Genomic DNA, 21,589 nt, shown 5'->3' with positions numbered 1-21,589 from the left:
GTTCGTGTGCGCCGATCTAGGCAGACCGGTTGGCGGCCAATCCGGCGAGCTCGGCGAGCCCCACCTTCGCCTGGGCGTTGATGGGGGCGGAGTCGAGCAGGTCCAGCGATCGGCGGAACAGCAGCTCGATCCGCTCCTCGACGGCGGCGAGCGCGCCCACCGACTCGATCGCCGAGCACACCTCGCGCACCTGGGCGTCGGACAGGTCGGTGCCGATCGAGGCGCGGATCAGGTCGGCCGCGCGCGGATCGGTTCGGCCGGCCAGTTCGAGGGCCTCCGACAGCAGGACGGTGCGCTTACCCGAGCGCAGATCGTCCCCCGACGGCTTGCCGGTGACCGCGGGGTCGCCGAAGACGCCGAGTACGTCGTCGCGCAGCTGGAACGCCACGCCGATGTCGTTGCCGACCTCGTGGAAGATCTTCTGCACGTCCGGGCGGTCCGCGGCCGCGGCCGCGCCCATCTGCAGCGGGCGCGCGACGGTGTAGGACGCGGTCTTGAAGGTGTTGACGTTCATCGCCGACGCCACCGATTCCGCGCGGCTCGCCTCGGCGACGATGTCGAGGTACTGCCCGCCGAGGACCTCGGTGCGGATGTCGCTCCACACCCGCTGGACGCGTCGGTGCGCGTCGACGGACAGGTCAGCGGAGGCGACGATGTCGTCGGCCCAGACCAGGGACAGGTCACCGGCGAGGATCGCCGCGGACAACCCGAACTGGTCCGACGATCCGTGCCAGTCCCGGTCCCGGTGGCGGTCGGAGAAGTGCCGGTGCACGGTGGGCAGGCCGCGGCGGGTGGCCGACGCGTCGATGACGTCGTCGTGCACCAGCGCGCAGGCGTGCAGCAGTTCCAGCGCGCCGAACAGCCGCAGCGTCGCCGGATCGGCGGTCTGCTGATCGCTGACCGCCCGCCAGCCCCAATAGGCGAACAGGGGGCGCAGCCGTTTGCCGCCGCGCAGCACGAACTCCTCGAGGGCGGCGGTCAACTCCGCGTAGTCGGCGCCGATGTAGCCGGCGTCGCGACGGCGGATCGACAGGTACTCCCGCAACTGATCGGTGACGGCTCGGGCCAGCTCCACGGCTGACGGTGCCGCAGCATCCACGCTCAGCAGGCGCCCCTTTCTCCGGCTAGTTCGGCCCCCCAGGGCCTAGACAGTAGTGCGTGTGGCGTCCCGCCGCGCCGAACCTCAGGGGTCGGTGGGTGCGGGATCGCCGACCTTGGGCGAGCGGTCGCGGCTGTGCCAGGCCAGCGCGCCGATGATGCCGGCCACCACCAGCGTCGCCACGGTCAGCCAGATGGCGGCGACGGTGAAGGACCGGGCGCTCGGGTCGGTGTAGCGCGCCTGGGCGTTGAGGGTGCTGACCACCCCGGGATTGAGTTTCCACTCGACGATGTCGGAGCTGAGCTGATCGCCGTTGGTCGAGGTCACTTCGCCGGGGAACGACACCGACAGTGACACGTCGGCGTCGGGGGAGTTCAGCGACGTCAGATCCACCCGGCCCTCGAGGATCACCAGATCGCCGGCGCGGCGCAGAGAGATGTCGACGCCGGCCGCATCGCGGTTCATGTTGGCCAGCTGCGGCAACTCGGCGAAGGTGAGGTCGGAGAACACCGCCTGGGATCCGACGTAGTCGTCGCGGTTGTACTCCGACACGGCGACTTTCGTGGCGAAGGGCAGGTTGTTGAGCAGCTGCGGACCCCTGTCGTCGTCCGAGCTGGGTTTGACCGCGGCGACGATCTGCCCGGACACCCGGTCGTCGGGCGACACGGTGATCGAGGTGCGCACACGCACACAGCCGACGATCGTGGGCAGCATCAACAGCAACAGCACCCACGCCACCAGGCGGGTACGGTGTCGGCGGGCGCGCACGGGGTCATCGTGCCAGATGCCCGGCTACAGCGGCAGTGCGCGGCCCAGGATCGCGAACGGGCGGGGATCGCCGGCGAAGTGGTAGCCGCGGATGACGTCGCTGAAGCCGAGCCTGCGGTAGAGCCGCCACGCCCTGTTGGCCTCGCCGTTGATTTCCGGCGTCGACAGCAGCACATGGCGTTCGGCCCGGTCGGCCAGCAGTCGGCGGATCAGCGCCTCACCGAGACCTCGGCCCTGCGCCCGGGGGGAGATGTGGAGTTCGGTCAGCTCGAAGTAGTCGCCCATCAGATCGGAGATCCGGTCACTCGGCGCGCCGACGCGCTGCAGGCCGGACACCACCTGCTGCTGCCACCACTGGTCGGGGGCGCCGCAGTAGCCGTAGGCCACCCCCAGCATCGGCGCGCCGACCAGGTCGTCCGGGTCCGTGCCGCGGTCCGGTGTCGCGACGACCGCGACGGCCTTCCAGCCGCGCCTGCGCGTGTGTTCCAGCCACATCGATGCGCGCTGTTCCTCGGTGCCGCGCGGATAGCGCATCGCGTCGACGTAGATGCTCAGCGCATCGGCCAGCCGGTGCTGCATGTCGGCCTGCGACAGGTCGATCAGATGCGTCGCCACAGGCCGGATCCTCTGTCCTTTTCGGAGAAGTTCGGGTGAAGCCGTCGGAGATCTTGGGGTGAAGCTCCTTCTCCCATTATCAGGGGCACCGGGTGGGGGTTCCCACGGGCGGCGCAGGTCATACAATCGGCGGTCGAAGTTGGTGGTACGGGCAAGATCGACCTCGTATCATTGAGACAGTGCACCGTGAACGCGGGCACTCCGACGTTTGAACGAATGGCCGCAGGCGGCGAGGAGGGACGAATGCCACTCTCCGATCATGAGCAGCGCATGCTCGATCAGATCGAGAGCGCGCTCTATGCCGAGGATCCCAAATTCGCGTCGAGTGTGCGCGGTGGGAACCTTCGGGCGCCGTCGGCGCGTCGCCGGCTGCAAGGCGTCGCACTCTTCGTCCTCGGCCTGGCGATGTTGGTCGCCGGCGTGGCGTTCCGGGCCACGTGGATCGGCAGCCTGCCGGTGCTGTCGGTGATCGGCTTCATCGTGATGTTCGGCGGGGTCATCTTCGCGATGACCGGTCCGCGCGTGGTGGGCGGCCGGGACCTTGCGCCCGAGTCCGGCGGCTCCCGTCAGAAGCGTCCGAAGGGCACGCATGGCGGCTCGTTCACCAGCCGGATGGAAGACCGGTTCCGCCGGCGGTTCGACGAGTAGGTCGCACCGCGATCTCGAGGGGTAGCCCACCAGGGCTACCCCTTTTTGGTGTCTGGCCTCCTTCGGAAGGGCCGCGTCCCCCCACTCCGCCCCACCATCCTTGACCTGGGCATTTTTCCCGCAGCGCGGTGATTTACGCCGGTGGCTAAGCTCGTCAGGGCCCGAAGTGGGGCCACACCGACATTCCGCGCGCATTCAATGGCGCAAAGTGGGGGATTGTGGGGTAAAGTGGCGTACATCGGAGCAACCGGGGCTCTGAGTGGCAGGAGGTGGCCGGATGTTTCTGGGCACCTACACGCCGAAGCTCGACGACAAAGGGCGGCTCACACTGCCCGCCAAGTTCCGCGACGCGCTGGCAGGGGGGTTGATGGTCACCAAGAGTCAGGACCACAGCCTCGCCGTCTATCCGCGCGCGGAATTCGAGAAACTGGCCCGCCGGGCCTCGCAGGCCTCGCGCAGCAATCCGGAAGCTCGCGCGTTCCTGCGGAATCTGGCAGCCGCCACCGACGAACAACACCCAGACGGGCAAGGCCGGATCACGCTGTCGGCCGACCACCGCCGCTACGCAAACCTGTCGAAGGACTGCGTGGTGATCGGCTCGGTCGACTACCTCGAGATCTGGGACGCCGCGGCCTGGCAGGAGTACCAGCAGACCCACGAAGAGAACTTCTCCGCGGCGACTGATGAAACTCTGCGCGACATCATCTGAACCGGCCTTCGATCCGGCCCGTGCAACGTGGCCTCTGTCCGATCCGGGCCTGGCGTACTTCCCCGACGCCAGGACCGCGCACTCGGACAGGGACCTCGGTGCAGGGGCCCACACCCGGGGGGTGGCGATGGAGCAGCACATCCCGGTCCTGGCGGACCGATGCCTCGAACTTCTCACGCCTGCGCTGACCCGGCTCGATGCCGACGGCCGCGGTGCGGTGCTCGTCGACGCCACGCTCGGCGCGGGCGGCCACGCCCACCGATTTCTCACCGAACTGCCGGGACTGCGGCTCATCGGCCTCGACCGCGACCCCGACGCCCTGCAGATCGCCGGCGACCGGTTGGCCGAGTTCGGCGACCGGGCGTTGTTGGTCCGCACCCGCTATGACGGCATCGATGACGCGCTGACCGAGGCCGGTTCCTGGGCCGACGACGTGAGCGGCTTCCTCTTCGACCTCGGTGTGTCGTCCATGCAGCTCGACCGCGTCGACCGCGGATTCTCCTACAGCGCGGACGCACCGCTGGACATGCGGATGGACTCCGACGCACCGCTGACCGCGGCCGAGATCCTCAACACCTACGACGAGCGGGCGCTGAGCCGGATCCTGCGGGAGTTCGGCGAGGAACGGTTCGCCGGCCGGATCGCCGCGCACATCGTGCGCCGGCGCAGCCGCACTCCGTTCACGCGCACGGGCGAACTCGTCGAGCTGCTCTACGACGCCATTCCGGCACCGGCCCGGCGCACCGGCGGTCATCCCGCCAAGCGGACGTTCCAGGCGCTGCGCATCGCAGTCAACGGCGAACTGGACTCGCTGCGCGCGGCCATCCCGGCCGCGCTGGCGGCACTGGACCGCGGCGGACGGATCGCGGTGATGTCCTATCAGTCTCTCGAGGACCGCATCGTCAAGACCGCATTCACCGCGGCCACCGCGTCGCGCACCCCCGAGGGTCTGCCGGTCGAATTACCCGGCCACGAACCCGAATTCACCGCATTGACGCGGGGCGCCGAGCGCGCCACCCCCGAGGAGATCGAGCGCAATCCGCGCAGCGCGCCGGTGCGGCTGCGTGCGCTGGAGAAGGACGCGAAGAGGAACCCCGACCAGAACCCCGCCAGATCCCCGAATGTCCGGAGAGGGAAGAAGCCATGAAGCCCAAGCGATCAGCTCCGGTGCGTGGGGACCAACGTCGTAACCCGCGTCAGCAGACCCGCACCGCCCGGCGAGGTGTCGAGGCCGCGCCCGGTCGGGCCCGGCCGACGCGCGATCCGCGCTCGGCGCCCCAGACCAGTCCCGTTCCCCGACCGACCGGCCGGCCGGCCGGACAGCCGGGGCGGCCCAAGAACGCCACTCAGGCCAAGGCGCGGGCGAAGGCCAGAAAGGCGAAGGCGCCCAAGGTCGTTCGTCCGCCACTGCGCGAGCGGCTGATCCTCAAACTGGCGTCCATCGAGCTGAACCCCCGTGAACTGCTGTCCCGGGTGCCGTTCGTCGTACTGGTCATCGGTGCGCTCGGACTCGGCCTGGGTATCACGCTGTGGTTGTCCACGGGTGCGGCCGAGCGGTCCTACCAGCTGGGCGCGCTCAAGGAGACGAATCAGGGCCTGCTGCAACAGAAGGAGGCGCTCGAGCGCGACGTCCTCGAAGCGCAGGCCGCACCGGCGCTGGCCGAGGCCGCCCGCACGCTCGGCATGATCCCCTCGCGCAGCACCGCCCACCTGGTCCAGGACCCGGCGGGCAACTGGATCGTCGTCGGCGAACCGAAGCCGGCCGAGGGCGTTCCGCCGCCGCCGCTGAACACGCCCCTGCCCGAGGACACGCCGCCGCCACCGCCGGCTGCCGGGAATCCGCCGCGCGTCGTCGATACTCGAGAGGTGCCCGTGCGTGTGACCCAGAATCCGCTGACACCGGCCGCACCGCTGGGCGGGACACCGCATCTCGTCCCCGGTGCTGCCGTCCCCTCGGTGCCGGGCGCCGCGCCGGCCCCGCAGGCACCCGTGCCCGTCGTACCGCAGGCGCCCGTCGCGGTGCCGCTGCCCGTGCCGGCGCCGCCCGCGGCCTTCGGCCCCGATCACCTCGCCGCTGACGCCGCCTCCCCGCAGCCCGGCCCGGCCGTCGTCGGCGAACAGTTCGCACCGATGCCGGGGGCCGGCGCGTGAGCCGGCGCGGCGCGGCCCGGGGAGCCACGCCGCGGGGTAAGTCGAGCGCGAAAGCCGCTGTCCCGGGGCGTTCGGCGAAAGCGAGGCGGGTCAGGAAACCCGCCCCGACCGGTGCCGAAAACGGTTTGCGCAGTTCGTCTTTCGTGTTCCGGCATCGTGCGGGCAACGCGGTGATCTTCGTGCTGCTGCTCGTCGCGGGCGGTCAGCTGTTCAATCTGCAGGTACCGCGCGCCGAAGGACTGCGGGCTGAGGCCGCCGGTCAGCTCAAGGTGACCGATGTGCAGAAGGCGGTGCGCGGCAGCATCATCGACCGCTCCGAAGACAAGCTGGCGTTCACGATCGAGGCTCGGGCGCTGACGTTCCAGCCGGTCAAGGTGCGCAAGATGCTCGACGAGGCCCGCGCCAAATCCGACGAGGCGCCCGAGACCGCGCGCAGACTCGTGGAGATCGCCGACGCGGTGGCCGCCCGGTTGGGCAACAAACCCGACGCCAAGACGGTGCTCAAGAAGCTCCGGAGCAACGAGACGTTCGTCTACCTCGCCCGCGCGGTCGATCCGGGGATCGCCAACGCGATCACCTCGGAGTTCCCGGAGGTGGGCTCCGAGCGTCAGGACATCCGCCAGTACCCGGGCGGGTCGTTGGCCGCCAACGTGATCGGCGGAATCGACTGGGACGGCCATGGACTGCTCGGACTCGAGGACTCGATGGACGCCGTACTGGCGGGCACCGACGGATCGGTCACCTACGACCGCGGCTCCGACGGGGTGGTCATCCCCGGCAGCTACCGCAACCGGCACGAGGCGGTCGACGGGTCCACTGTCCAGCTCACCATCGACGACGACATCCAGTTCTACGTCCAGCAGCAGGTCCAGATGGCCAAGGACGCCTCCGGTGCCAAGAACGTCTCGGCCGTCGTCCTCGACGCGAAAACCGCTGAAGTGCTGGCCATGTCGAACGACAACACGTTCGACCCCAGCCAGGACATCGGGCGGCAGGAGAACCGCCAGATCGGCAATCTGCCGGTGTCGTCGCCGTTCGAGCCGGGCTCGGTGAACAAGATCGTGACGGCCGCGGCCGCCGTCGAGTACGGGCTCACCAATCCCGATGAGGTGCTGCAGGTTCCCGGTTCGATCCGGATGGGCGGTGTCACCGTCGGCGACGCCTGGAATCACGGCGTCGAGCCCTACACCACCACCGGGGTGTTCGGTAAATCCTCCAACGTCGGCACGCTGATGCTCGCGGAGCGGGTCGGCGAGGAGCGCTACGCCGAGATGCTCAAGAAGTTCGGCCTCGGTCAGCGCACCGGCGTCGGCCTGCCGGGGGAGAGCGCGGGTCTGGTCCCGCCCATCCACCAGTGGTCGGGCAGCTCGTTCGCCAACCTGCCCATTGGACAGGGCCTTTCGATGACGCTGCTGCAGATGGCCGGGATGTACCAGGCGATCGCGAATGACGGGGTGCGGATCCCGCCGCGCATCCTCAAGGCGACCATCGCCCCCGACGGCACGCGCACCGAGGAACCCCGGCCCGACGGCATCCCCGTGGTCTCGGCGCAGACCGCGCGCACCGTGCGCAACATGTTCCGGGCCGTGGTGCAACGCGATCCGATGGGCGTCCAGCAGGGCACCGGGCCGGCCGCGGCCGTGCCGGGCTATCAGATCGCCGGCAAGACCGGCACCGCCCAGCAGATCAACCCGGCGTGCGGCTGCTACTACAGCGACGTCTACTGGATCACCTTCGCCGGGATGGCCACCGTGGACGATCCTCGCTACGTCATCGGCATCATGATGGACGCCCCGCACCGGGCGGCGGACGGTTCGCCCGGATCGTCGGCCGCGCCGTTGTTCCACAACATCGCCCAGTGGCTGTTGCAGCGGGAGAACGTGCCGCTGTCGGCCGATCCGGGCCCCCCGCTGACGCTGCAGGCCACCTGAGTCCGCGCGGTCGGTGGGCCCCGGAGCAGTGCCGTGTCGGTACTGTGTTCAGGCCATGAAGCTGCGTCCCCGCCAGCCCGCCGGATACGGGCTCTCAGCCCTCGCCGAGCAGGTGCGGGCTGTCCCCGTCACCCTGCCGGTGGCCGACACCCGGGTGACCGGCGTGACGTTGCGCGGTCAGGACGCGCTGCCCGGTGACCTGTTCGCCGCGCTGCCCGGCGCCACCTCGCACGGGGCGAACTACGTCGCCGACGCGGTGGCCGGCGGCGCCGTGGCCGTCCTGACCGATGTGGCCGGCGCGGCCCTGCTCGAGGCCACGCCCGTCCCGGTGATCGTCCACCCCGAACCGCGTGCCGTCCTGGGCGAGGTCGCCGCCACCGTGTACGGCCACCCGTCGCGGCGGCTGCGCGTCATCGGGGTCACCGGCACCTCCGGGAAGACGACGACGACCTATCTGCTCGAGGCGGGACTGCGGGCGGCCGACCGGGTCGCGGGCCTGATCGGCACGGTAGGCGTGCGCATCGCCGGACGCGACGAACCCAGCGCGCTGACCACCCCGGAGGCCCCCGATCTGCAGGCGCTGCTGGCCGTGATGGTCGAGCAGGGCGTCGACACCGTGGTGATGGAGGTGTCGAGCCACGCGCTGGCGCTCGGACGGGTGGACGGCGTGCAGTTCGCAGCGGGTGGATTCACCAACCTCTCGCGCGATCACCTGGATTTCCATCCGACGATGCCGGACTACTTCGAGGCCAAGGCACGCCTGTTCGACCCGCAGTCCCCGGCCCGTGCGTCCGTTTCGGTGTTGTGCGTCGACGACGAGTACGGCCGCGCGATGGCGGCCAGGGCGGGGAAGGCGGTCACGGTCAGCGCCACGGGCCGGTCGGCCGACTGGTGCGCCGAGGACGCCCGCGCGGTCGACGGGGGAGCCCAGGAGTTCACCGCCGTCGACCCGGCGGGAGTGCACCACGGGCTGCGGCTGACCCTGCCCGGCGCCTACAACGTGGCCAACGCGCTGCTGGCGGTCGCGCTGCTCGACACCGTCGGGGTCTCGCCGGAGCAGGCGGCACCCGGGTTGCGCGCAGCCACGGTGCCCGGCCGGCTCGAGGCGGTGGAACGCGGACAGGATTTCCTGGCGCTGGTGGACTACGCGCACAAACCGGGTGCGCTGCGCGCGGTCCTGGAGACGTTGCGGGGGAGCAGCACCCGACGGCTCGCGGTGGTCTTCGGGGCCGGCGGTGACCGCGATCCCGGGAAACGGGAGCCGATGGGCGCCGTGGCCGCGGAACTGGCCGACCTGGTCGTCGTCACCGACGACAACCCCCGCAGCGAGGACCCGGCCGCGATCCGCGCGGCGATCATCGACGGCGCCCGCTCGGCCGGCGGCGACGCGGAGATCGTCGAGGTCGGCGACCGCCGCCAGGCCATCGCCCATGCGGTGGCCTGGGCGCGGCCCGGCGACGTCGTGCTCGTCGCGGGTAAGGGGCACGAAACCGGACAGACCGCGGGTGGCGAGACCCGCCCGTTCGACGACCGCGCCGTACTGGCCGACACACTGGACGCCCGCCGATGATCGAACTCACCCTCGCCCGCGTGGCCGAGATCGTCGGCGGCCGGCTGGCCGACATCTCCGACGAGGACGCGGCCACCACCGTCATCACCGGCAGCGTCGAATTCGACTCGCGCGCCGTGACTCCCGGGGGCCTGTTCCTCGCACTGCCCGGCGCGCGCGCCGACGGTCACGACTTCGCCGCCGGGGCGGTCGCCGCGGGCGCGGCCGCCGTGCTGGCGGCCCGGCCGGTCGGGGTTCCCGCGGTCGTGGTCGAGCCCAGTCCCGCCGCACTCGCCGATGCCGGTGCGGGTGTGCTCGAGCACGACACCGACGGCGCGGGCGCGGCGGTGCTGGCCGCGCTGGCCAAGCTCGCCGCGGCGGTCGCCGCCGAACTGGTCGAAGGCGGCCTGCGCATCGTCGGGATCACCGGGTCGTCGGGGAAGACCTCGACCAAGGATCTGGTCGCGGCCGTGCTGGCACCGCTGGGTGAGGTGATCGCCCCGCCCGGCTCCTTCAACAACGAGCTCGGGCATCCCTGGACGGTGTTGCGGGCGACCCGCTCGACCGACTTCCTGGTGCTGGAGATGTCGGCGCGGCACCCCGGCAACATCGCCGCGCTCGCCGCGATCGCGCCGCCGTCGATCGCGGTGGTGCTCAACGTCGGGACCGCACACCTCGGCGAATTCGGCTCCCGCGAGGTTATTGCAGCGACCAAATCTGAACTCCCACAGGCTGTTCCGTCGTCAGGGGTGGTCATCCTCAACGCCGACGATCCCGCGGTGGCGGCGATGGCCGCGGTGACCGAGGCCCGGGTGGTGCACGTCTCCCGGGACCGCGACGCCGACGTCTGGGCCGACGACGTGGACCTCGACGAGCTCGCCCGCCCGCGGTTCACCCTGCACGCCGGCCCGCAGTCGGCGCCGGTCACGCTCGCGGTGCACGGCGACCATCAGGTGTCCAACGCGCTGAGCGCGGCCGCCGTCGCCCTGGAATGCGGTGCCACCGTCGAGCAGGTCGCCGGCGCACTCGCCGGCGCCGGGCCGATGTCGCGGCACCGCATGCAGGTGTCCACCCGCGCCGACGGCGTCACTGTCATCAACGACGCCTACAACGCCAACCCCGACTCGATGCGGGCGGGGCTCAAGGCGCTGGCCTGGATGGCGCGGTCCGGCGGGCAGGAGCGAAGCGACCCGGGGAATGCTTCCGGCAGGGAGCGGAGGCGCGCCTGGGCGGTGCTGGGGGAGATGGCCGAGCTCGGTGACGACTCGATATCCGAGCACGACGGCATCGGCCGGCTCGCGGTGCGCTTAGATGTGTCTCGACTCATCGTCGTCGGATCCGGGAGGTCAGCGGGCGCCATGCATCACGGGGCGGTCATGGAGGGTTCCTGGGGTTCGGAGTCGACGCAGGTCGCCGACGCCGACGCCGCGCTGAGCCTGCTGCGCGAGGAGCTCGCCCCCGGCGACGTCGTCCTGGTGAAGGCGTCGAACTCGGCGGGGCTGGGGCCGCTGGCCGACGCGCTGGCCGCTGACGGTCCGTCCGGTCGGGAGGCCTGATGAGGCAGATCCTCATCGCCGTCGGCATCGCGCTGACGGTGTCGATCCTGCTGACCCCGGTGCTGATCCGGTTGTTCACCCGGCAGGGTTTCGGCCATCAGACCCGCGAAGACGGCCCGCCGAGCCACCACAAGAAGCGCGGCACCCCGTCGATGGGCGGCGTCGCGATCCTGGCGGGCATCTGGGCCGGCTACCTGGGCACCCATCTGGTCGGCGTCGCCCTCGGTGGTCAGGGGCCCTCGGCGTCGGGGCTGCTGGTGCTGTTCCTGGCCACCGCGCTCGGCGCGGTCGGCTTCATCGACGATCTGATCAAGATCCGCCGCGCCCGCAACCTCGGCCTCAACAAGACCGCCAAGACGGTCGGGATCCTCGCGGCCGCGGTGTTGTTCGGGCTGCTGGCCCTGCAGTTCCGCAATGCCGACGGGCTGACCCCGGGCAGCGCCGAGCTGTCCTACGTCCGCGAGATCGCCACGGTCACCATGGCGCCGATGATCTTCGTCCTGTTCTGCGTGGTCATCGTCAGCGCCTGGTCCAACGCGGTGAACTTCACCGACGGGCTGGACGGGCTGGCCGCCGGCGCGATGGCGATGGTGTGCGCGGCGTACGTGCTGATCACCTTCTGGCAGTACCGCAACGCCTGCGCGACCAGCCCCGGCCTGGGCTGCTACAACGTGCGTGACCCCCTGGACCTCGCGCTGATCGCCGCGGCCGCTGCGGGCGCCTGTATCGGCTTCCTGTGGTGGAACGCCGCGCCGGCCAAGATCTTCATGGGCGACACCGGATCCCTGGGCCTGGGCGGCATCATCGCCGGCCTGTCGGTCACCAGCCGCACCGAGATCCTGGCCGTCGTGCTCGGCGCCCTGTTCGTCGCCGAGGTGACGTCGGTGGTCGTGCAGATCCTGGCGTTCCGCACCACCGGACGGCGGGTGTTCCGGATGGCGCCGTTCCACCACCACTTCGAGCTCGTCGGCTGGGCGGAGACCACCGTCATCATCCGGTTCTGGCTGTTGACGGCCATCGCCTGCGGACTCGGGGTGGCGCTGTTCTACAGCGAGTGGCTCACCGCCGTCGGAGCCTGACGTGGCGCGCGCGGTGGTCGATCCGCTCACCCCCGGCGCCCGGGTGCTGATCACCGGAGCCGGTCTCACCGGCCGCTCGGTCAGCGCGGTGCTCGAACCCACCGGGGTGCGGATGACGATCTGCGACGACGATCCGCTGGCGCTGCAGCGGCTGGTCACCCCGGCGCGGGTGGTCACCACCGCCGAGGCCGTCGCCGCGATCGGTGACTACGCGCTGGTCGTCACCAGTCCCGGCTTCCCCCCGACCGCGCCCGTGCTCGCCGCCGCGGCGGCGGCCGGGGTGCCCGTATGGGGGGACGTCGAGTTGGCGTGGCGGTTGGACCGGGCAGGCTGGTTCGGGCCGCCCCGACGCTGGCTCGTGGTCACCGGCACCAACGGCAAGACCACGACCACCTCGATGCTGCACGAGATGCTGCTCGCCGCAGGCCGGCGTGCGGTGCTGTGCGGCAACATCGGCAACCCCGTACTCGACATGCTGAGCGAACCGGCCGAGATCCTGGCCGTCGAGCTGTCGAGTTTCCAGCTGCACTGGGCGCCGTCGGTTCGGCCCGACGCCGGGGTGGTGCTCAACGTCGCCGAGGACCATCTGGACTGGCACGGCTCGATGGCGGCCTACGCCGCCGACAAGGCCAGGGTGCTCGACGGCCGGGTGGCCGTCGTGGGACTCGACGATCCGGTGGCCGCGGGCCTGCTCGACGGCGCGGGCGCCGCGGTGCGCACAGGATTCCGGCTGGGCGAGCCCGGACCGGGCGAGTTCGGGGTCCGCAACGGCGTCCTCGTCGACCGGGTCTTCGGCGGCGCGGGGGTGGAGTTGGCGCACACCGCCGACATCCCGGTCGCCGGTCCGGTCGGGGTGCTCAACGCGCTGGGTGCAGCGGCGCTGGCCCGCGCCGCGGGTGTACCGCCGGACGCGGTCGCCGCGGCGCTGCGTTCGTTCCGCGTCGGCCCACACCGCGCCCAGGTGGTCGAGACGATCGACGGCGTCACCTATGTCGACGACTCCAAGGCCACCAACCCCCACGCCGCCCAGGCGTCGATCGCGGCCCATCCGCGGGTGGTGTGGATCGCCGGCGGCATGCTCAAGGGCGCGTCGGTGGACGGCCTGGTCGCCGCCGTCGCAGACAGGCTGGCCGGGGCGGTCCTCATCGGCCGTGACCGCGCGGTGGTCGCGGAGGCGTTATCGCGACACGCCCCGGATGTCCCCGTCGTCGAGGTGGTGACGGGGGAGGATTCTGGGGTGCATGGGGCAAATGAGTCAGATGTGAAACGTGTGACTCGAGTGGTCAACGCGTCCGGGGAGCCGCTGTCCGGCGCCGTGATGACGGCGGTGGTCGACGCGGCCCGCGGACTCGCCCGCGCCGGCGACACTGTGTTGCTGGCGCCGGCGGGGGCGTCGTTCGACCAGTTCAGCGGATACGGCGCACGCGGTGACGCGTTCGCCGCCGCGGTGCGTACCGGCATCAGGTAACCGGCCGTGGCCACCTTCCTGTCGCGGCTGCGGCGCTCCGGCGCCACCGCCACCGGCGACGCCGAGCCGACCGCGGACGGCGGCGCGGCCGAGTCCGCGCCGACGGCGGCGATCGTGTTGCCGCGCACCCGCTTCGGCGCCTGGCTGGGCCGGCCCATGACCTCGTTCCACCTGATCATCGCCGTGACCGCGCTGCTGGTCACCCTGGGGCTGACGATGGTGCTCTCGGCGTCGGGGGTGTACTCCTACGACTCCGACGGCTCACCGTGGGCGGTGTTCGCCAAGCAGGTGATGTGGACCGCGGTCGGGCTGGTCGCGTTCTACGCCGCGCTGCGCATGCCGGTCGCCATGATGCGCCGGCTGGCGTTCCCCGGCTTCGCGTTCACGATCGTGCTGCTGATCCTCGTGCTCATCCCCGGCATCGGCAAGGTGGCCAACGGATCCCGCGGCTGGTTCGTCGTGGCCGGGTTCTCGATGCAGCCCTCGGAGCTGGCCAAGATCGCCTTCGCGATCTGGGGTGCGCATCTGCTGGCTGCGCGCCGGCTGGAACGGGCGTCGCTGCGCGAGATGCTCATCCCGCTGGTGCCCGCCGCCGTCATCGCGCTGGCGCTCATCGTCGCCCAGCCCGACCTCGGACAGACCGTCTCGCTCGGCATCATCCTGCTGGCCCTGCTCTGGTACGCCGGTCTGCCGCTGCGGGTGTTCCTCAGCTCGCTGTTCGCGGTCATGGTGTCGGCGGGCGTGCTGGCGATGGCCGAGGGCTACCGGTCGGCGCGCGTGCAGTCGTGGCTCGACCCCAGTGCCGACGCGCAGGGTTCGGGCTATCAGGCCAGACAGGCCAAGTTCGCGCTCGCCAACGGCGGCTTCTTCGGCGACGGTCTCGGTCAGGGCACCGCCAAGTGGAACTACCTTCCCAACGCCCACAACGACTTCATCTTCGCGATCATCGGTGAGGAACTCGGTTTCGTCGGCGCTGCCGGTCTACTCGGGCTGTTCGGCCTGTTCGCCTACACCGGCATGCGCATCGCGCGCCGCTCGGCCGACCCGTTCCTGCGGCTGCTGTCCGCGACGGCCACCACCTGGATTCTCGGTCAGGTGTTCATCAACGTCGGCTACGTCGTGGGCCTGCTGCCGGTCACCGGACTGCAGCTGCCGCTGATCTCGGCGGGCGGCACGTCGACGGCGACGACGATGCTGATGCTCGGCATCGTGACCAACGCCGCACGCCACGAACCCGAGGCGGTGGCCGCACTGCGGGCCGGTGGTGACGACCGGGTGACCCGGTTGCTGCGACTGCCGCTGCCGGAGCCGTATGTGCCCACGCCGCTGGAGCGGGCGCGCGACCGGCTGCGGTCGCGGCCGGACCGGTCCGCGGCGAAACCGCGCCGACCCGCCCGCCAGGAACCCCGGCGCAAACCCCCGGCGGCCGATCGGCCGGTGCGCGGCTCAAGGCATCATGTAGGCGTTCAACGGTCCATGGATCAGAAGAAGGCCCGGCAAGCCGGCCATCGGACCGGTCAGCGCCAGCAGGGCCGACGGCCTCGCACCACGGAAGGTCAGCGTTACGGGTGAGCGGGTCGGGTCAGGAGCGCAAGAGCCGGGAACTCTCGGTCGTGCTCGCCGGCGGAGGCACCGCCGGACACGTCGAACCGGCGATGGCAGTGGCAGACGCGCTCAGATCCCTGCAGCCCGGCGTGCGCATCACCGCGCTGGGCACCGCGCGCGGCCTGGAGACCCGGCTGGTGCCGGCGCGCGGATATGACCTGGAGCTGATCACCCCGGTCCCACTGCCCCGGAAACCGTCCGGCGATCTGCTCCGGCTGCCGACGCGCGTCCGGCGCGCCATCCGCGAGACCCGCGCCGTCCTGGACACCGTCCAAGCCGATGTCGTCGTGGGTTTCGGCGGTTACGTGGCGCTGCCGGCCTACCTGGCGGCGCGCCGCCGGAAGGTCCCGGTCGTGGTGCACGAGGCCAACGCCCGGGCCGGGCTGGCCAACAAGGTCGGCGCCCGGACCGCGCAGCGCGTGCTGTCCGCGGTGGCCGATCCCGGTCTCGGCGCCGTCGAGGTGGTCGGCACCCCGGTGCGGGCGGCCATCACCGATCTGGACCGGGCGGCGCTGCGGGCCGAGGCCCGCGCCCACTTCGGATTCGCCGAGGACGCGACCGTGCTGCTGGTCTTCGGCGGATCGCAGGGTGCACAGTCCCTCAACCGAGCCGTCTCCGGCGCCGCGACCCAGATCGCCGCCGCCGGGGTCTCGGTGCTGCACGCCCACGGCGCCAAGAACACCCTCGATCTGCCGGCGCCGCGGCCGGGCGATCCGCCGTACGTCGCGGTGCCGTATCTGGACCGGATGGACCTGGCCTACTCCGCGGCTGATCTGGCGATCTGCCGGGCGGGCGCGATGACGGTCGCCGAGGTGACCGCCGTCGGACTGCCCGCGGTGTACGTGCCGCTGCCGATCGGCAACGGTGAGCAGCGCCTCAACGCGCTGCCCGTCGTCGAGGCCGGCGGCGGCCTGCTCGTCGACGACCACGACCTCACCCCGCAGCTGGTGGCCGACACCGTGCTCCCGCTGCTGACCGACCGCGGGCGGATGCAGACGATGACGGCAGGGGCCGCCCTCTCCGGGCATCGCGACGCCGCGCTGCAGGTCGCCCACGTCGCGCTCGACGTCGCCCGCAGCGCGGGCGCAGGGCGGCGCCGGTGAGTGCCCGGCCGCTGCCCGACGAACTGCGCCGCGTGCACATGGTGGGCATCGGGGGAGCGGGGATGTCCGGGATCGCGCGCATCCTGCTCGACCGCGGCGGGCTGGTGTCCGGCTCCGACGCCAAGGAGTCCCGCGCGGTCGTCGCGTTGCGGGCCCGCGGCGCCTCGGTGCGCATCGGTCACGACGAGTCGGCCCTGGATCTGCTGCCCGGCGGCCCGACGGCTGTCGTCACCACCCACGCGGCGATCCCGAAGACCAACCCCGAACTGGTCGAGGCCCGCAGGCGCGGCATCCCGATCATCCTGCGGCCGGTGGTACTGGCCAAGATGATGGCCGGCCACACCACGCTGATGGTGACCGGCACTCACGGCAAGACCACGACCACCTCGATGCTCATCGTCGCGCTGCAGCACGCCGGCGCGGACCCGTCCTTCGCTGTCGGCGGCGATCTGGGCGAAGCGGGCACCAACGCCCACCACGGCAGCGGGCAGAGTTTCGTCGCCGAGGCCGACGAGAGCGACGGCTCGCTGCTCGAGTACACCCCCGACGTCGCCGTCGTCACCAACATCGAGGCCGACCATCTGGACTTCTTCGGCAGCGCGGTCGCCTACGTCGCAGTGTTCGACGCCTTCGTCGAACGGCTGTCTCCGGGCGGTGTGCTGGTGGCCTGCGCCGACGATCCGGGGTCGGCCGCCCTTGCCGACCGCAGCGAGGAGCTGGGTATCCGGGTGCTGCGCTACGGCAGTTCCGCCACCGCGGCCGACGACCTGGCGGCCACGCTGGTCAGCTGGGAGCAGGTGGACACCGGCGCGGTCGCCGAGATCCGGCTCGCCGGGGAGAGTGCGCCGCGCGCGATGCGTCTGTCGGTGCCGGGCCGGCACATGGCGCTCAACGCGTTGGGCGCGCTGCTGGCCGCCGGGCAGGTCGGCGCCGACACCGACACGATCCTCGACGGTCTGGCGGGCTTCGAGGGGGTGCGCAGACGGTTCGAGCTGGTCGGCACCGCGGCCGGGGTCCGCGTCTTCGACGACTACGCCCATCACCCGACCGAGGTGGCCGCGACGCTGTCGGCGCTGCGAGCCGTCGTAGGTCCGAGGGGAGCCGGTGACCGGGGCGCCGGTCGGGCGGTCGTGGTGTTCCAGCCGCATCTGTACTCGCGCACCGAGACGTTCGCCAGGGAGTTCGGGGCGGCGCTCAGTGCAGCCGACCTGGTGTTCGTCCTCGACGTGTACGGCGCGCGGGAACAGCCGATCGCCGGGGTGAGCGGTGCCAGCATCGCCGAGCACGTCGACGCCCCCGTCACCTATCTACCGGATCTGTCCACGGTGCCGGGCCGGGTGGCCGATGCGGTGCAGCCCGGCGACGTCGTGGTCACGATGGGCGCCGGCGACGTGACGATGCTCGGACCGGAGATCGTCACCAGGCTGCAGATCCGCGCGAACAGGACACCGCCGGGGGCCGGCGCCCGATGACCGAGCCGACCCCGCAGGAGAGCCCCGAGGCCGACCCGGAGTCGACCCCGGAATCCGCGCCGCAGCCCTCCGATCAGCCCCCGGAGCCGGTTGCCGAGGAGGACCTCGAGGGTCCGCGACGACGGGCCCGGCGCGAGCGCGAGGCGCGACGGGCGGCGCGCAAGGGCGCCGAACACCGCGCCCGAGCGATCGAACAGAGCCGCCAGGAGGCCAAGCGGCGGGCCGACACCCCCATCCTCGACGGCCCGAAACGGTTGCCGCGCAGCACCGTTCGCGGACTCAAGGCGCTGCTCTGGTCGGCCCTGCTGTCGGTGCTCGCGGTGGCCCTCGGCCTACTGCTGTATTTCACGCCGATCATGTCCGCCCGCAATATCGTCGTGGTCGGTATCGACGCGGTCCCGCGCGAGGAGGTGCTCGCGGCGGCGGCCGTCGCGCCGGGCACCCCGCTGCTGCAGGTGAACACCGATGCGGTCGCCGAGCGGGTCGCCACGATCCGCCGGGTGGCCAGCGCCCGCGTGCAGCGCGAGTATCCGTCGTCGCTGCGGATCACCATCGTCGAGCGGGTGCCGGTGGTGGTCAAGGACTATCCCGACGGCCCGCACCTGTTCGACCGGGACGGGGTGGATTTCGCGACGGGTCCGCCGCCGGGGATCCTGCCCTACCTCGAGACCGCGAACCCGGGCCCGAGCGATCCGGCGACCGAGGCCGCGCTGGAGGTCATGCTGGCGCTGCCGCCCGACGTCGCCGGTCAGGTCGCCCGTATCGCGGCGCCGTCGGTCGCGTCGATCACGCTGACGCTGATCGACGGCCGCACGGTGGTGTGGGGGACCAACGACCGCACCGAGGAGAAGGCGCTCAAGCTGGCCGCGCTGCTGACCCAGCCCGGCCGCACCTACGACGTCTCCAGTCCGGACCTGCCGACTGTCAAGTAGCCCGGCGGGCGAATCGCCGAAATTCACTCGACGACTTTCGGCGCGCCTGCATGGCTGCGCCGTGTCGTCGCCCTACGGTTCTGTTTGCGCGGATCAACTTGACATAACACTAAGCCTCTGGTTGAGGTTGAGAGTTTTGCAAAGCGGGTAGCGCTCAAGAACAGGACTCTCAGGGAGGAAGACGACTCATGACCCCCCCGCACAACTACCTCGCAGTCATCAAGGTGGTCGGCATCGGCGGCGGCGGCGTCAATGCCGTCAACCGCATGATCGAGCAGGGCCTCAAAGGCGTGGAGTTCATCGCCATCAACACCGACGCCCAGGCGCTGTTGATGAGCGACGCCGACGTGAAGCTCGACGTCGGCCGCGACTCCACCCGCGGCCTCGGCGCCGGCGCGGACCCGGAGGTGGGCCGCAAGGCCGCCGAGGACGCCAAGGACGAGATCGAGGAACTGCTCCGCGGCGCCGACATGGTGTTCGTCACCGCAGGCGAGGGTGGCGGCACCGGCACCGGTGGCGCGCCGGTGGTGGCCACCATCGCCCGCAAGCTCGGTGCTCTGACCGTCGGCGTGGTGACGCGGCCCTTCTCCTTCGAGGGCAAGCGGCGCAGCAACCAGGCCGGCGAGGGTATCGCGGCGCTCCGCGAGAGCTGCGACACCCTGATCGTCATCCCCAACGACCGACTGCTGCAGATGGGCGATGCCGCGGTCTCGCTGATGGACGCGTTCCGCAGCGCGGACGAGGTCCTGCTGAACGGCGTCCAGGGCATCACCGACCTGATCACCACACCCGGACTGATCAACGTCGACTTCGCCGACGTCAAGGGCGTCATGAGCGGGGCGGGCACCGCCCTGATGGGCATCGGCTCCGCGCGCGGTGACGGCCGCGCCCTCAAGGCCGCCGAGATCGCGATCAACTCGCCGCTGCTCGAGGCCTCGATGGAGGGCGCGCAGGGCGTGCTGCTGTCGGTGGCCGGCGGCAGTGACCTGGGTCTGTTCGAGATCAACGAGGCCGCATCGCTGGTGCAGGAATCGGCCCACCCCGAGGCCAACATCATCTTCGGCACCGTCATCGACGACTCGCTGGGCGACGAGGTGCGCGTCACCGTCATCGCCGCCGGGTTCGATTCGTCGGGACCGAGCCGCCAGCCGGTCGTTAGCCCCGGTGCCGCCGGCGCGGCCCCCGCCGCGACCGCCCCGGCGCAGCCGATCGCCCCGGCCCGGGCAGGCAAGGTCTCCTCGTCGCTGTTCGAGCCGCAGGAGGCGGTCAGCGTCCCGGTGCACACCAACGGTTCGACGGTGAACTTCGGTGGCGGCGACGGTGGCATCTCCGACGACGACGTCGACGTGCCGCCCTTCATGCGCCACTGACGGCCGCTGGCAGCGGGAGACACTGGACACCGTGACCGTTCGCGTTCGCCGGGTGACCACGACTCGCGCAGGTGGCGTCTCGAAGCCGCCGTTCGACACCTTCAACCTCGGCGACCACGTCGGCGACGATCCGAAGGCCGTCGCCGCCAACCGGCGCCGCCTCGGCACGGCGACCGGACTCGGCGATCACCTCGTCTGGATGAACCAGGTGCACAGCGACCGGGTGGTGACGGTGACCGAACCCGGCGACGGCCCGATCGATGCCGCCGACGGACTGGTCACCACGACGCCGGGCCTCGGGCTCGTCGTCGTGACGGCCGACTGCGTCCCGGTGCTGCTGGCCGACGCGCGGGCCGGGGTGATCGGCGCCGTGCACGCCGGACGGGTCGGCGCCGCCAACGGGATCGTGGTGCGCGCCGTCGAGGCGATGCGCGCGGCGGGCGCGCATACCGACGACATTTCGGTGCTACTCGGTCCCGCCGTCTCCGGCCGCAACTACGAGGTCCCCGAGCCGATGGCCGCCGAGGTCGAGGCCGCGCTGCCGGGAAGCCGCACCACCACCGCTCGCGGCACCGCGGGCCTGGATCTGCGTGCCGGGATCGCCCGCCAGCTCGCCGCATTGGGCGTCACCGCCGTCGACGTCGACCCGCGCTGCACGGTGGCCGACCGCAACCTGTTCAGCCATCGCCGCGCCCAGCGAGAGGGTGCCCGGACCGGCCGCCTCGCCTCCCTGGTGTGGATGGAGACCACCCCGTGAGCGACGCCCGGGAGGCCGAACTCGCCGCCGCGCTGAGCGCGGTCCGCGCCCGCCTCGACCACGCGGCCGCAGCCGCCGGACGCGATGCCGCCGAGATCACGCTGCTGCCCGTCACCAAGTTCTTCCCGGCTTCCGACGTGTTGGCCCTGTACCGGCTGGGCTGCCGCGACTTCGGGGAATCCCGCGAACAGGAGGCGTCGGCGAAGGTCGCCGAGGTCGCCAGGGTCCGAGACGAAGGTGTGTCAGATCCGATCCGCTGGCACATGGTCGGGCGAATTCAGCGCAACAAGGCCAAGGCCGTCGCCCGGTGGGCGTACGCGGCGCACTCGGTCGACAGCGCCAAGGTGGTCGCCGCCCTGGACCGGGGCGCGGCCGCCGCACTCGACGAGGGCATCCGGACGGCGCCGCTGCGGGTCTACCTGCAGCTGAGCCTCGACGGCGACACCGAGCGCGGCGGAGTCGACGTCGACCGGCCCGATCTGATCGACGAACTGTGCGCGGCCGTCGAGGCCGCCGCAGCACTCGACTTCGTCGGGTTCATGGGGATTCCACCGCTCGGCGCTGACCCGCCCGCGGCTTTCGCGCGATTGCAGCAGGAACGCGACCGCGTGCAGCGGGACCACCCGCAACGGCTCGAGTTGTCCGCCGGCATGTCCGGCGATCTCGAGGCGGCGGTGCAACACGGCTCCACGTGTGTGCGTGTCGGAACCGCGCTTATGGGCCTTCGTCCTCTAGCGTCACCCTGAGTAGTCACTCCAGTCACATCTTCATCACAGA

General features: G+C 71.4%; 19 protein-coding genes. 16 read left to right on the top strand and 3 right to left on the bottom strand.

Features of this window, described 5'->3' with window-relative positions; genetic code table 11:
• Nucleotides 1-16: 16 nt before the first annotated feature.
• The 3 genes from idsA2 to A5757_RS09840 all read right to left on the bottom strand — a co-directional run bounded on the left by idsA2 (nt 17) and on the right by A5757_RS09840 (nt 2,482).
• Nucleotides 17-1,099, bottom strand: a complete 1,083-nt coding sequence (gene idsA2, locus A5757_RS09850) for a bifunctional (2E,6E)-farnesyl/geranyl diphosphate synthase (protein ID WP_066832596.1) — start codon at nt 1,097-1,099, stop codon at nt 17-19.
• 84 nt (nt 1,100-1,183) lie between these two features.
• Complete coding sequence (locus A5757_RS09845; RefSeq protein WP_082929399.1) at nt 1,184-1,813, bottom strand: DUF3153 domain-containing protein; 630 nt, start codon at nt 1,811-1,813, stop codon at nt 1,184-1,186.
• 78 nt (nt 1,814-1,891) lie between these two features.
• Nucleotides 1,892-2,482, bottom strand: a complete 591-nt coding sequence (locus A5757_RS09840) for an N-acetyltransferase (RefSeq protein WP_066832592.1) — start codon at nt 2,480-2,482, stop codon at nt 1,892-1,894.
• Nucleotides 2,483-2,725: 243 nt separating this feature from the next.
• Here A5757_RS09840 and A5757_RS09835 point away from each other — a divergent pair, with 243 nt between their 5' ends.
• The 16 genes from A5757_RS09835 (at nt 2,726) to A5757_RS09760 (ending at nt 21,558) form a co-directional block, all read left to right on the top strand.
• On the top strand, nt 2,726-3,130 hold the full coding sequence (locus A5757_RS09835; RefSeq protein WP_066832590.1) for a DUF3040 domain-containing protein: 405 nt from the start codon (nt 2,726-2,728) through the stop codon (nt 3,128-3,130).
• 277 nt (nt 3,131-3,407) lie between these two features.
• Complete coding sequence (mraZ, locus tag A5757_RS09830) at nt 3,408-3,839, top strand: division/cell wall cluster transcriptional repressor MraZ (RefSeq protein ID WP_066832587.1); 432 nt, start codon at nt 3,408-3,410, stop codon at nt 3,837-3,839.
• Nucleotides 3,840-3,966: 127 nt separating this feature from the next.
• Nucleotides 3,967-4,986, top strand: a complete 1,020-nt coding sequence (rsmH, locus tag A5757_RS09825) for a 16S rRNA (cytosine(1402)-N(4))-methyltransferase RsmH (RefSeq protein WP_066832584.1) — start codon at nt 3,967-3,969, stop codon at nt 4,984-4,986.
• Nucleotides 4,983-5,990 carry a hypothetical protein gene (locus A5757_RS09820; protein ID WP_066832581.1) on the top strand — a complete coding sequence of 336 codons (1,008 nt, stop codon included), beginning with the start codon at nt 4,983-4,985 and terminating at the stop codon, nt 5,988-5,990. The genes rsmH and A5757_RS09820 overlap by 4 nt, the downstream gene beginning before the upstream one ends.
• Nucleotides 5,987-7,921, top strand: coding sequence for a penicillin-binding protein 2 (locus tag A5757_RS09815; RefSeq protein WP_066832579.1), 1,935 nt, complete (start codon nt 5,987-5,989; stop codon nt 7,919-7,921). The genes A5757_RS09820 and A5757_RS09815 overlap by 4 nt, the downstream gene beginning before the upstream one ends.
• 55 nt (nt 7,922-7,976) lie before the next feature.
• Nucleotides 7,977-9,491 (top strand): UDP-N-acetylmuramoyl-L-alanyl-D-glutamate--2,6-diaminopimelate ligase, encoded by a 1,515-nt coding sequence (locus A5757_RS09810; RefSeq protein WP_066832577.1) that lies wholly within the window; start codon nt 7,977-7,979, stop codon nt 9,489-9,491.
• On the top strand, nt 9,488-11,026 hold the full coding sequence (gene murF / locus A5757_RS09805) for a UDP-N-acetylmuramoyl-tripeptide--D-alanyl-D-alanine ligase (protein ID WP_066832568.1): 1,539 nt from the start codon (nt 9,488-9,490) through the stop codon (nt 11,024-11,026). The genes A5757_RS09810 and murF overlap by 4 nt, the downstream gene beginning before the upstream one ends.
• Complete coding sequence (gene mraY / locus A5757_RS09800) at nt 11,026-12,105, top strand: phospho-N-acetylmuramoyl-pentapeptide-transferase (RefSeq protein WP_066832566.1); 1,080 nt, start codon at nt 11,026-11,028, stop codon at nt 12,103-12,105. The genes murF and mraY overlap by 1 nt, the downstream gene beginning before the upstream one ends.
• A 1-nt stretch (nt 12,106) precedes the next feature.
• The gene (gene murD, locus A5757_RS09795) at nt 12,107-13,573 is read left to right on the top strand and encodes a UDP-N-acetylmuramoyl-L-alanine--D-glutamate ligase (RefSeq protein WP_066832565.1); all 1,467 of its coding nucleotides are present in this window, start codon (nt 12,107-12,109) and stop codon (nt 13,571-13,573) included.
• Nucleotides 13,574-13,579: 6 nt separating this feature from the next.
• The gene (ftsW, locus tag A5757_RS09790) at nt 13,580-15,145 is read left to right on the top strand and encodes a putative lipid II flippase FtsW (RefSeq protein ID WP_066832563.1); all 1,566 of its coding nucleotides are present in this window, start codon (nt 13,580-13,582) and stop codon (nt 15,143-15,145) included.
• Between the two features lie 83 nt (nt 15,146-15,228).
• Nucleotides 15,229-16,281: an undecaprenyldiphospho-muramoylpentapeptide beta-N-acetylglucosaminyltransferase gene (gene murG / locus A5757_RS09785; RefSeq protein ID WP_231983940.1), complete on the top strand. Its 1,053-nt coding sequence runs from the start codon at nt 15,229-15,231 to the stop codon at nt 16,279-16,281.
• Between the two features lie 38 nt (nt 16,282-16,319).
• Nucleotides 16,320-17,753, top strand: coding sequence for a UDP-N-acetylmuramate--L-alanine ligase (murC, locus tag A5757_RS09780; protein ID WP_281498081.1), 1,434 nt, complete (start codon nt 16,320-16,322; stop codon nt 17,751-17,753).
• Nucleotides 17,750-18,685 (top strand): cell division protein FtsQ/DivIB, encoded by a 936-nt coding sequence (locus tag A5757_RS09775; protein WP_066832556.1) that lies wholly within the window; start codon nt 17,750-17,752, stop codon nt 18,683-18,685. The genes murC and A5757_RS09775 overlap by 4 nt, the downstream gene beginning before the upstream one ends.
• A 188-nt stretch (nt 18,686-18,873) precedes the next feature.
• Nucleotides 18,874-20,055: a cell division protein FtsZ gene (gene ftsZ / locus A5757_RS09770; protein ID WP_066832553.1), complete on the top strand. Its 1,182-nt coding sequence runs from the start codon at nt 18,874-18,876 to the stop codon at nt 20,053-20,055.
• 31 nt (nt 20,056-20,086) lie between these two features.
• Nucleotides 20,087-20,812 (top strand): peptidoglycan editing factor PgeF, encoded by a 726-nt coding sequence (gene pgeF / locus A5757_RS09765; RefSeq protein ID WP_066832550.1) that lies wholly within the window; start codon nt 20,087-20,089, stop codon nt 20,810-20,812.
• The gene (locus tag A5757_RS09760) at nt 20,809-21,558 is read left to right on the top strand and encodes a YggS family pyridoxal phosphate-dependent enzyme (RefSeq protein WP_066832547.1); all 750 of its coding nucleotides are present in this window, start codon (nt 20,809-20,811) and stop codon (nt 21,556-21,558) included. Before pgeF ends, A5757_RS09760 begins: the two co-directional genes overlap by 4 nt.
• Nucleotides 21,559-21,589: the final 31 nt, after the last annotated feature.

The sequence above is a fragment of the Mycobacterium sp. 852013-51886_SCH5428379 genome (genome assembly GCF_001665575.1).
In the GTDB taxonomy this organism is placed as follows: Bacteria; Actinomycetota; Actinomycetes; order Mycobacteriales; family Mycobacteriaceae; genus Mycobacterium.
The sequence above is the reverse complement of the archived record's forward strand: the minus strand, read 5'-3'. Positions and strand labels throughout refer to the sequence as shown.